The sequence below is a fragment of the Pseudacidovorax intermedius genome, assembly GCF_001476815.1.
GTDB lineage: Bacteria > Pseudomonadota > Gammaproteobacteria > Burkholderiales > Burkholderiaceae_C > Xenophilus > Xenophilus intermedius_A.
In genome coordinates this window covers 1-10,928 of the sequence record NZ_LDSL01000224.1, presented here as the reverse complement: position 1 = coordinate 10,928, position 10,928 = coordinate 1, and the positions used below count along the sequence as shown (strand labels likewise).

At 71.6% G+C, this 10,928-nt stretch carries 9 protein-coding genes; 7 read left to right on the top strand and 2 right to left on the bottom strand.

The annotated features are described in order from the left end of the window. The 3 genes from NS331_RS24640 to NS331_RS24630 form a co-directional block, all read left to right on the top strand. On the top strand, positions 1–880 hold an 880-nt coding region (locus tag NS331_RS24640; RefSeq protein WP_153013042.1), incomplete at its 5' end, for an aldehyde dehydrogenase family protein. 51 nt (positions 881–931) lie between these two features. After that, positions 932–2,293 carry a DUF3100 domain-containing protein gene (locus NS331_RS24635; protein WP_082702759.1) on the top strand — a complete coding sequence of 454 codons (1,362 nt, stop codon included), beginning with the start codon at positions 932–934 and terminating at the stop codon, positions 2,291–2,293. Positions 2,294–2,499: 206 nt separating this feature from the next. After that, positions 2,500–4,191, top strand: coding sequence for an ankyrin repeat domain-containing protein (locus tag NS331_RS24630; RefSeq protein WP_058644548.1), 1,692 nt, complete (start codon positions 2,500–2,502; stop codon positions 4,189–4,191). On the opposite strand, the gene NS331_RS26915 is transcribed toward NS331_RS24630, so the two are convergent. Next, complete coding sequence (locus NS331_RS26915) at positions 4,160–5,308, bottom strand: peptidoglycan DD-metalloendopeptidase family protein (RefSeq protein WP_193758204.1); 1,149 nt, start codon at positions 5,306–5,308, stop codon at positions 4,160–4,162. The two genes, NS331_RS24630 and NS331_RS26915, sit on opposite strands and share 32 nt — an antisense overlap. 184 nt (positions 5,309–5,492) lie before the next feature. Here NS331_RS26915 and NS331_RS24620 point away from each other — a divergent pair, with 184 nt between their 5' ends. Then, positions 5,493–6,110 carry a hypothetical protein gene (locus NS331_RS24620; RefSeq protein WP_058644547.1) on the top strand — a complete coding sequence of 206 codons (618 nt, stop codon included), beginning with the start codon at positions 5,493–5,495 and terminating at the stop codon, positions 6,108–6,110. A gap of 144 nt (positions 6,111–6,254) precedes the next feature. Here the strand turns inward: NS331_RS24620 and NS331_RS24615 are convergent, their stop codons facing one another. Continuing rightward, on the bottom strand, positions 6,255–7,871 hold the full coding sequence (locus NS331_RS24615; RefSeq protein ID WP_058644546.1) for an ABC-F family ATP-binding cassette domain-containing protein: 1,617 nt from the start codon (positions 7,869–7,871) through the stop codon (positions 6,255–6,257). Positions 7,872–8,195: 324 nt separating this feature from the next. On the opposite strand from NS331_RS24615, the gene NS331_RS24610 reads away from it, so the two are divergent. From NS331_RS24610 to NS331_RS24600, 3 genes are read left to right on the top strand one after another with little or no spacing between them, the layout of a single operon-like run. Beyond that, on the top strand, positions 8,196–8,969 hold the full coding sequence (locus tag NS331_RS24610) for an amino acid ABC transporter ATP-binding protein (protein ID WP_058644545.1): 774 nt from the start codon (positions 8,196–8,198) through the stop codon (positions 8,967–8,969). A 42-nt stretch (positions 8,970–9,011) separates the two neighbouring features. Then, positions 9,012–9,944, top strand: coding sequence for an aminotransferase class IV (locus NS331_RS24605; protein WP_058644544.1), 933 nt, complete (start codon positions 9,012–9,014; stop codon positions 9,942–9,944). A 38-nt stretch (positions 9,945–9,982) separates the two neighbouring features. Continuing rightward, entirely contained in the window at positions 9,983–10,828 is an 846-nt protein-coding gene (locus tag NS331_RS24600; RefSeq protein WP_058644543.1) for a transporter substrate-binding domain-containing protein, read from the top strand. Positions 10,829–10,928 lie beyond the last annotated feature (100 nt).

The window sequence follows — 10,928 nt, the reverse complement described above, 5'->3', positions numbered from 1 at the left end:
CGTGCTGGCCGGCTTCGGCCACACCACCGGCCAGGCGGCCATTGCGCAGCGCGCCGTCAAGAAGGTGGTGTTCATCGGCTCGCCGGCCACGGGCGGCAGGATCGCCCAGGCCGCGGCGCAGCGGGGTGTGCCCTGCGTGCTGGAACTGGGCGGCAAGTCCGCCAACATCGTGTTCGAGGACGCCGACCTGGTGCGCGCCGCCATCGGCGCCCAGGCGGCCATCTTTGCAGGCGCGGGCCAGAGCTGCGTGGCCGGCTCGCGGCTGCTGGTGCAGCGCAGCGTGTACGACCGCTTCGTCGCCATGGTGGCCGAAGGCGCGCGCCGCCTGCGCACCGGCGACCCGCAATCGCCCGACACCGAGGTCGGCCCGATCCAGAATGCGCGCCAGTACGGCCACGTGATGGCCATGATCCAGTCCGGCATCCGCGACGGCGCCGAGGTGGCCGAGGGCTCGGACGGCGAGCGCCGCGAGGGCGGCTACTACGTGCGCCCCACCGTGCTCAAGAACGTGCGCAACGACATGGACGTGGCGCGCACCGAGATCTTCGGGCCCGTCGTGGTGGCCATTCCCTTCGACACGGAAGAGGAAGCCATCGCCATCGCCAACGACAGCGACTTCGGCCTGGCCGGCGCCGTATGGACGCAGGACGTGGCCCGTGCCCACCGCATGGCCGCGGCGGTGCGCGCCGGCACCTTCTGGATCAACACCTACAAGGTCATCAACGTGGCCTCGCCCTTCGGCGGCTACGACGCCAGCGGCTATGGCCGCTCCAGCGGCGTCGAGGCGCTCCATGAATACACGCAGGTCAAGAGCGTGTGGGTGGAGACGGCCGCGAGCCCCGCGGCGGCCTTCGGCTACGCGCCGGGCGTGGGCAACTGACGCCGGGCCCCGCACGCGGCGTCGCACCTTCTACCAACCCAGGAGTCCTTCATGGCCCATACCGCCACCGTGATGCCCAGCCTGCCGGCTGCCGACAGCGCCGCCGACAAGACGCGGCTCTTCCTGATCGCCTTCGTGCTGGTCCTCGTGGCCGAGTTCATCGGCAACATCAACGTGCCGCTGGGCCCCGCCAAGATCGTGCTGCTGCCCTTGCTGTGGGCGCTGCTGATGGGCGCGGCGATCGGCCTGGCCAGCCGGCGGCTGCCGGCCGGCGTGCGCGTCGGTACCGAGCTGCAGCGCGTGGCGGCGGGCATCCTGCAGCCGGCGCTGCTGCTGTTCATCGCCAAGCTGGGACTGCTGGTGGGCGGCTCGCTGCCCAAGATCGCGGCCTCGGGCCTGGGGCTGCTGTTCCAGGAGTTCGGCCACTTCTTCGGCACCATGGTCTTCGGCCTGCCGGTGGCGCTGCTGCTGGGCATCAAGCGCCAGGCCATCGGCGCCACCTTCTCGGTGGGCCGCGAGCCCAGCCTGGCCATCATCGGCGAGCGCTTCGGCATGCAGTCCCCCGAGGGCCAGGGCGTGCTGGCCGAGTACCTCACGGGCACGGTGTTCGGCGCCGTCTTCATCGCGGTGCTGGCGGGCTTCATCACCAGCCTGAACGTCTTCGACCCGCTGGCCCTGGCCATGGGGGCGGGCGTGGGCTCCGGCGGCATGATGGCGGCGGCGGCCGGCTCCATCGCCGCGCAGCAGACGCCCGAGGTGGCCAAGGAGGTCGCGGCCTTCGCCGCCGCCAGCAACCTGATCACCACCACCATCGGCACCTACTTCACGCTGTTCCTGTCGCTGCCCTTCACCATCTGGGCCTACAAGGTGCTCGAGCCCCTCATCGGCCGCACCACCCGGGCCAGCGTGCAGCCCGAGCTGGACGCCACGGCCACCAGCGCGGCGGCGCACGAGACGCCGGTGCTCGGCCTGCCCACCCAATTGCTGGTGTGGGGCCTGGTGGGCGTGTTCGCGCTCTTCGGCAACTGGATCAACTACAAGACCTCGCCCGTCGACCCGATGGTGCTGGGCGGGATGGGCGTGATCGTCGGCGTGGTGGTGGCCGGCTATGCGCTGTACCTGGCGACGGCGCGCAAGCTGCCGGCCGTGGTGTGGGTGTCGCTGGTGGGCATGCTTCTGACCTACCCGGGCTTTCCGGGCGCGGCGCAGATCGCCGCCATGACGGGCAAGATCAACTTCCTGGCCCTGGCCACGCCCATCCTGGCCTTTGCGGGCCTGTCCATCGCCAAGGACGTGCCGGCCTTCCGCCGGCTGGGCTGGCGCATCGTCGTGGTGTCCTTCGCGGCGAATGCGGGCACCTTCCTGGGCGCCACGCTGATCGCCCAGTTCTTCATGCACAAGCCGCCGGTCTGAGGGGCTGCGCGGCGGGCGTGGCGGGCGTGGGGCGTGGCCCCCGGCCCGTATGATCCGCGGGCGTGCAAGACGCCGCCGGGTCCGCGGGAAGGGTTCAACCCACTTGCTTCCAACCAGGGCGCCCATCGCGGCGCCCTTCCTTCATCTGCCCACCTCGGGTGCAGCCGGTTTTGCGGGCCATCGGCGATCCATGCACGGAGGTGTCCATGAAATCCCTTCCCTCCCGGCCCGACGTCGGCCATCTGAAGAAGCAGGCCAAGGCCTTGCTGGCGGCCTGCCGGCAGGCCGAGCCCGAGGCGCTCCAGCGCTTTCGCGCCGCCCTGCCGGCCGCCCGCGGTCGGGACGATGCCGCCCTGATGGCGCTGGGCCTGCGGCTGCACGACGCGCAGTCCTGTCTGGCGCGCGAACACGGCTTCGATGGCTGGGCCGACCTGCTGCGCTTCGTGGAGGCGCGGCGGGCGCAGGCGGACGATCCGCAGGCCGAGCGGCTGCGCTGGCTGCGCCTGGTCTATGACGGCGACCTGGCCGGCGGCAGCCAGGCGCGGCGGCCCGCCGTGGCCGCACGGCTGCTGGCCGAAGAACCGTCGCTGGCGCCTGATGGCGACCCCTGGCTGGCCTGCGCCGTGGGCGACGTGGCCGTACTGCGTGCCGCCACCCGGCGCGACGCGGGCTGGGTCCATCGCCCGGGCGGCCCGCTGGCGCTGCCGCCGCTGGTGGCCGTGACCCATTCGGGGCTGGCCGAGCTGCCCGCCTTCGCCGACGGCCTGCGCGCCTGCGCCGCGCTGCTGCTGGAGGCCGGTGCCTCGCCCGACCAGTCCGCCGGCAGCCGCTGGCCGCCGGCCTCGCTGGCGGCGCCCGATGCCGCGCAGCCGCTGTCGGCGCTCTGCGGCGCGGCCGGCAAGGCGCGCGACCCGGAACTGACGGCGCTGCTGCTCGCGGCCGGTGCCGATCCCGACGACGGCGAGTCGCTCTACCACGCGCTCGAATCGCCGGCCTGCACCGGCCTGCTGCTGGCCGCCGGCGCGCGCATCGCCGGCACCAACGCGCTCTACCGGGCGCTGGACCTGGACGACCCGGCCGCGCTGCGCCTGCTGCTGGCCCATGGCGCCGATCCGAACGAGGCGCCGTCCGGCCCGCCGACCGCCGACTGGGCCGCGCCGCTGCTGTGGGCCATCCGTCGCCGCTGCACGCCGGCACACGTCGCGGCGCTGCTGGAGGCCGGCGCACAGGCGCATGTCTGCACGCCCGACGGCGTGCCGGCCCGCACGCTGGCGCTGCGCTTCGGGCTGACAGAGGTGGCGGCGTTGCTGCCGACGCCGGCGCTCGGCGATCCCTCGCTGCCCGGTCGCGGCATGCCGCTTACCGAGGCCGACCGTGTGGAAGCCTTCGTGGCCGCCTGCGCGCGCGGCGACCTGGAGGCCGCGCAGGCCCTGCAGGCGGATGGCTGCGCACTGGCCGATCGGCTGGACGCCGCGCAGCAGCGCCTGCTGCCCGAACTGGCCGCCGCCGGCTGCGACGCCGCGGTCCGCACCCTGGTCGCATGCGGCTGGCCGCTGGAGGTGCGCGGCGGCGACATCGACGGCACCGCCCTCAACCAGGCGCTCTTCCGCGGCGACGCGGCGCTCGTGCGCTTCCTGCTGGCGCGCGGGGCCGACTGGCGCACGCCGCACGGCTTCGGCGACGACGCACGCGGCACGCTGTCCTGGGCGTCGCTCAACCGGCCCGTGCCGGACGGCGACTGGCCCGCCTGCGCGCAGGCCCTGCGCGACCACGGCCTGCCGCCCGCCCGGCCCGATCCGTCCGATCCGGACGCCGTCCTCATCGAGGGCCGGCCTTATTGCTTCGAGGAGGAGGTGGCGCAGGTGCTCAGCCAGATGCCGGTATGCAGCGCACCATGACCGTCGATCGCACCGCCACCTCGGCCACGTCCGGCACCGACAGCGGGACCGGCGCGCCGGGCGCCTGGCGGTAGGCGACGCGCTGCGCGTCCAGAAAACCGCGCAGCGTCTGCGGCGACAGCGCGAAGTTGATGTTCTGCGGAATGTCGCCGGTGATGGCCGCGGTGCGCATCGCATTGAGGCGGCTGACCACCACGCCCACCACGCGGCCGCTGGCATCCAGCACCGGCCCGCCGCTGTTGCCCGACTGCACCGGCGCCGAGATCTGGAACACCCGGGCATCGCCGCGCAGGCCGGCCAGCGCGGTCACGCTGCCGGTGGTCACCTGGTGGCCCTGAGACAGCAGGCCGGGCAGCGGAAAGCCGACGACGACCACCGTCTCGCCGAGGCGCGGCCGCTCGGCGGCCAGCGGCAGCCAGTCGGCCTGGGGGTCGACGTCGACAAGGGCCAGGTCGGCGGCGGTATCGACCGGCCCCAGCCGCGCACTGGCGCGGCCGACCACCTCCACGCGCGCACAGCCATTGACCACGTGCGCGTTGGTCACCACCTGCGTGGCCGACACCGCGAAGCCCGAGCCGGTGCGCACCGCCGGCGGCCGAGCCGGCACCGCATCGCCTGCGGCCACGGCGGTGGAGACGCCGCGCAGGTAGGGCGACGGGTCGACCGCCTGGCCCGAGAGCCGCACCTCGAAATGCAGCTTGACCCGGTCGGTCTCGGAACTGCCGAGGTCCGCGATGCGCTGGCCGCGCAGCACGCTGTCGCCCACGCGCACCAGCAGCCGGTCGTTGTGGGCATAGGTGGTGAGCAGGGTGTCGGAATGCTTGAGGATGACCAGGTTGCCCGTGCCGCGCGGTCCCGGCCCTGCGTAGGCCACGCGGCCAGCGGCGGCGGCCACCACCGGATCGCCGCGGCTGCCGCCGAAGTCCAGGCCGCGATTGCGGTTGCCGTCGAAGGCCGCGATCACCGGGCCGGGGGTGGGCCGGACCAAGGCGGTGGCGGCCTGGGTGGCCCCGCTTCCGGGCGTGGTGCCTGTGGGCGCCGGCGTGGTACAGGCGGCCAAGCATGCGGCGGCGAGCAGGGCGGCTGCCGGGCGGCAGCGGCGGGCGAAGGGCGTCATTCGGCGATGGTAGTGACCGTTCGTGACCTGTGCGACAAATCGCAGGCTGTTGCAGGACTCGTCTCACGCGGATGGGGGCGACGGCCGCACAGACGCCGCCCCGCCGACTTTGCCAAGGTGACGCCAGACCGGTCGAAAGGCGGCCGGTTCACAACAGTGACCATCTCAGGAAAGGAAAGTCACCATGAAGCAACGACAACAACGAATCCTCGCCAGCGCCCTCCTGAGCGGCCTGCTGGCCGTGGGCGGCTACGCTCAGGCGCAAGGCGTCGGCGTTGGCGTGGGCGTCAATGCAGATGTGAATGCCTCGGGCAGCGCCGCGGGCCAGCGCGCCGGTGCGGGCGCCTCGACCGGCACCAAGGCAGGCGTGAATGCCGGCACGACGCACGGCGGCGCCCACGCGGGCAGCGGCGGTAGCGCCCATACCGGCGGCAGCGCTGGCGCTCAAGGCCAGACCAGCGGTGCCGCGGGCGCTGCAGGCGGCGTGGGCAATGCGGTCGGCGGCGTCCTGGGCGGCGTGACCGGTGCGGTGGGCAATGCGCCCAATGCCGTGGGCGGCGTGGCCAACACGGCGCGCGGCGCGGCAGGCACCGTGGGCGGTGCGGCCAATACCGCGACCGGTGCTGCCACCTCGGCCGGTGGTGCCGCCAACGGCTTGACCAACACGGTGGGCGGCTCGCTGCGCGGCGCCACCGACGCGGCCGGCTCGGTCGGCGGTGCGGTCCGTGCCCCCGGTGCGGCCGTCAACGGCAGCGGCAGTGGCAGCGCTCAGGGCTCGGGCGGGCTGAACCTGCCCAAATAACTGAGGCTGCAGTCGGCCTCCTGAGGGAGGCGAGGCCCGCGGTGCCCGAAGGCGCCGCGGGCCTTTTCGTTGTATCGCGGCACGTGCGGCCGGCTTTGCTGGACGGTGCCGGCACACCTTGCAGGCGGTGCGTCGTCCCAGCCATTACCAGGGGCTCAGCCGCCATCCTTCTTCCTCCGCGAGCAACCGGTGCGTCAGCCCCAGCTTGTCCAGGAACACTTCGTCATGCGACACCACCACCAACGCGCCCTGATAAGAGCGCAGCATGGCTTCCAGCGCCTGGGTCGAGGGCAGGTCCAGGTGGTTGCCGGGTTCGTCCAGCAGAAGGAGCTGCGCGGGCGGATCGGCATAGAGCACCAGGGCCAGGGCGGCCTTCAGGCGTTCGCCGCCGCTGAGTGAGGCGCTGGGCACGGTCACCTTCCGGGCGTCCAGGTCCAGCTGGGCAAGCCGCATGCGCAAGTCGCCCTCGGCGGCCGTGGGATTGGCGGCCTGCATCTGCGCGAGTACCGTCTGCGCCGCTGCCAGATTGGCGAGCCGCTGGTCCAGGCAGACGGATGTCGCAGCGCGCCGGCACACACCCGCCACGGGATCGAGCCGGCCCGCCATCACCTTCAGCAAGGTGGACTTGCCGCAGCCGTTCGGCCCGACGATGCCCACCCGCTGCTGTCCACTCAGGCTGAGGTGGACGTGGCGCGTGGCGCCGGTCAGGAAGGGCAGTTCGACCCGCGCCAGTTCCAGGACGACGCGCCGCCGGTTGGCCGGCACGACGGGCAGCGCATGCAGGGCGATGGGCGCTTCGTGCTGCACCTGCTGCGCGGCCTCGCGCACCTGCTGGTCGAGCCGTTGCTGCGTGGCCGCCTGCTGCTGGTGCAGCTTGCCCGCGGACTCCTCGCTGCGCGCCTTCTGGCGGCCCAGAAGAATGCGGGCCTGATTGGCGTCCTTGCCGCTTCGGTGGCCGCGGGCCTGCCGGCGCGCCATGCGCTCGCCTTGCTCGCGCAGGGCCTGCACCTCGCGCTGCCGTTCGAGCTTGCGCTGTTCCAGCTGCTGCAGCGCGCCGTTCCGCTCGCGTTCCTTGGCTTCGGCATAGAAGCCGTAGTTGCCGCCGTAGCTGGCCAGGCCCAGCGACGACAGCTCGACGATGCATTCCATGGTGTCCAGCAGTTGCCGGTCGTGGCTGACGACCAGCAGCCCATGCGGCCAGTCCTGGAGCTGGTCGATCAGTCGCTGCCGCTGCGGGCGGTCCAGGTGGTTGCTGGGTTCATCCAGGATCAGCCAGTCGGCCTCGGACAGCCAGGCGCCGAGCAGCGCGACGCGCATGGCCTCGCCGCCGCTCAGCGTGTGGGCCGGCGCATCGATGTCCACGTGCGCCAGGCCCTGCCGGTCCAGCGCACTGCGCAGGCGCTGGCGGATGTCCCACCGGTCGCCCACGGCGTCAAAGTCGGCCGGGTCGCTGCTGCCGGCCTCGATGCGGCGCAGGGCATCCAGCCGGCCTTGCAGGCCTGCGTGCCCGGCGACGGTGGCGTCGGCCGACGGGGCGATCTGCTGCGCCAGCGCATGCACGCGGCCGGTGCGCACGCAGCGGCCACGGCTGGGCGCCAGCTGCCCGGCCAGGATGCGGGCCAGCACCGACTTGCCGACGCCGTTGCGCCCGACCAGCCCGGTGCGGCGCGCGTCGAAGTGGTGTTGGAGATCGGAGAAGAGCGTCCTGCCGTTCGGCAGAACAAAAGACACGCCGTCCAGCGTGAGAACGGGATTCGCCATGCGTGATTCCAAAGATGCCATGAACTCCCCCTGCGGATGGGGGCCGGTGGAGACTGGCCGTCAGGGTGACGGCGGCATCAGTGGCGCATGGGACGGGACCTCTTCAAGGGATAGGTGGGCCCACGATTCTAGGAAGCGGCCTCGAAGCCCTGGTGCTCGAAGGGGCGCAGGTCACCGCTTCATACAAGCTCTGGCACGGATGATGCAAGGGAAAGCCTGAATGTCGATTGTTCGACAATCCAACAAAATGCGGTCCCGGCCGCTTTTGCTTTGCCACTGCTGCCGGACCCTTCACTGCCTTCTCTGCGCACGCCAACGCCCGCCATGACCGAGCCCATCCTCCGCATCCGCGGCCTGCACAAGCGCTTCGGCGACCATGACGTGCTGCGCGGCATCGACCTCGACGTGCAGCCGGGGGACCGCGTCGCCATCCTGGGCGCCAGCGGCTCGGGCAAGAGCACCCTGCTGCGCTGCCTCAACTTCATGGAGATGCCCACCGCCGGGCGGCTCGAGTTCCAGGGCCGTCCCATCGGCAAGGCGGCGAGCGACGGCGCCGTGCGCTACACCCAGGCCGAGCTGGCCCAGGTGCGCCGGCAGGTGGGCATGGTGTTTCAGCAGTTCAACCTGTTCCCGCACATGACGGTGCTGGGCAACGTGATGGAGGCGCCCGTCACCGTGCGCGGCCTGCCGGTCGCCGCGGCGCGCGAGAAGGCGCTGCACGAGTTGGACAAGGTGGGCATGGCCCACAAGGCCGACGCCTATCCCGGCCATCTCTCGGGCGGGCAGCAGCAGCGTGTGGCCATCGCCCGTGCGCTGGCCATGGAGCCCGAGGTGCTGCTCTTCGACGAGCCCACGTCCTCGCTCGATCCGGAACTGGTCGGCGAGGTGCTCACCGTCATCCGCGACTTGGCGCAGGAGGGCCGCACCATGCTGCTGGTCACCCACGAGCTGGGCTTTGCCTACCACTACGCCAGCAAGGTGCTCTTTCTGGCCGATGGCGCCTTCTACGAGACCGGCACGCCCGACGAGGTGCTCAAGAACCCCCGCAAGGCGCAGACGCAGCGCTTCCTCGAACGCTTCACGGCGTTCAGCTTCTGAGCCTTCCACCGCCGGCCGAAGCCACTTTTCTTCAGGTTTCCCATGCAGCTTTCCCCCCAAGCCTCCACCACCAGCTCCCAGGCCTACCGGGCCGACGACCGCAACGCCCAGGTGCAGGTCTACCTCAACGGCGACTTCGTGCCGCGCAGCGAGGCCAAGGTGTCGGTGTTCGACGCCGGCTACGTCTGCGGCGACGGCGTGTGGGAAGGCGTGCGCCTGGTCAACGGCCGCGTGATCTCCTTCGATGCCCACATCGACCGCCTGTTTGAAGGCGCCAACGCCATCGCCATGGACATCGGCCTGACGAAGCAGCAGGTCAAGGACGTGATCCTGCGCACCTTCGAGGTGAACGGCATGCACGACGGCGCGCATGCGCGCCTCATGGTGACGCGCGGCCTCAAGAAGACGCCCAACCAGGACCCGCGCTTCATCATCGGCAGCGCCACCGTGGTCTGCGTGGCCGAGCACAAGGTGGTCGACACGGCCGCCAAGAAGCGCGGCCTGGCGCTGCACACCAGCACCATCCGCTGCAGCACGCCCGACGTGTTCGACCTGCGGCTCAACTCGCACAGCCGGCTCAACTTCATCCAGGCGCTGATCCAGGCCATCCATGTGGGTGCCGATGAGGCGCTGATGCTGGACACGAACGGCTTCGTCTCCAGCTGCAACTCCACCAACTTCTTCGTCGTGCGCGGCGGGGCGCTGTGGACCTCGTCGGGCCGCTACTGCTTCAACGGCATCACGCGCGCCACCGTGCTGCGGCTGGCGCGCGAGAACGGCATTCCGGTGCACGAGGGCGACTACACGCTGGCCGAGGTCTACGCCGCCGACGAGGCCTTCGTGACCGGCACGCTGGGCGGCCTGACGCCGGTGGCCGCCATCGACGGCCGGCGCCTGCCCACCGAGGGCTTCGGCCCGCTGACGCAGCGCCTGGCCGACCTGTACCAGGCCTACATCACGGCACCGGCCGCCTGATTCCCCTTTTCCAACTGTCCACCTCGTAGGAGCGACGAATGAACATCCTGTCCCGCTTTGCCGCCGTCCGCCGCGGCCTGCTGTTCGGCCTGGTCGGCCTGGGCCTCGTGGCCACTGTGCCCGCCCAGGCCCAGACGCTGGAGAAGGTCAAGAAATCCGGCGAGCTGCGCATCGGCGTGGCGCCCGGCGACCCGTGGTACTACCGCGACCCCGCCACCGGTCAATGGACCGGCGTCGGCGTGCTGATGGGCGAGCAGATCGCCAGGAACATCGGCGTGAAGATGGTGCCGGTGGAAACCACCTGGGCCAACAGCGTGGCCGGCCTGCAGTCGGGCCAGTTCGACGTCATGTTCGTGCTGGACGCGACCGAGGAGCGCAAGCGCGCCATCGACTTCCCGGCTGCGCCCATGCTCTGGTACGCCCAGGGCGTGCTGGCCAAGGACGGCCTGACGGTCAAGAACTGGAGCGACCTGGACAAGCCCACGGTGCGCGTCGGCGTGGCCCTGGGCACCGCCACCGACCGCGACCTCACCAAGCGCCTGCCCAACGCCAAGATCGAGCGCTTCACCAACACCGACGAGACCGTGGCCGCCTTCAACGCCGGCCGGGTGGACGCCATCGGCTTCTACCACTCGGTCCTGACCATTGCGTACTCGAAGATCAAGAAGGGCAGCGTGCAGATTCCGCAGCCGGTGGTCGCCATCGCCACCAGCGCCGGCGTGCGCAAAGAGCAGGACCCGGCCTTCCGCGACATGCTGGACGAGCAGTTCAAGAAGCTCTATGCGTCTGGCCAGACGCAGGCGCTGTATGCGCAGTACCTGCGCACCAAGGGGCTGGACCCGGACAAGATGCCGGGCGTGACCAAGGAGTCGCTGGAGAAGTAAAGCCATGCGGCGGCGGCCTCTCGCCGGAGCGAACCGCCGTCCTCGCCACGCGCTGCCAGAGCCCCTCTCCCCTTGCGGGAGAGGGGTTGGGGAGAGGGGG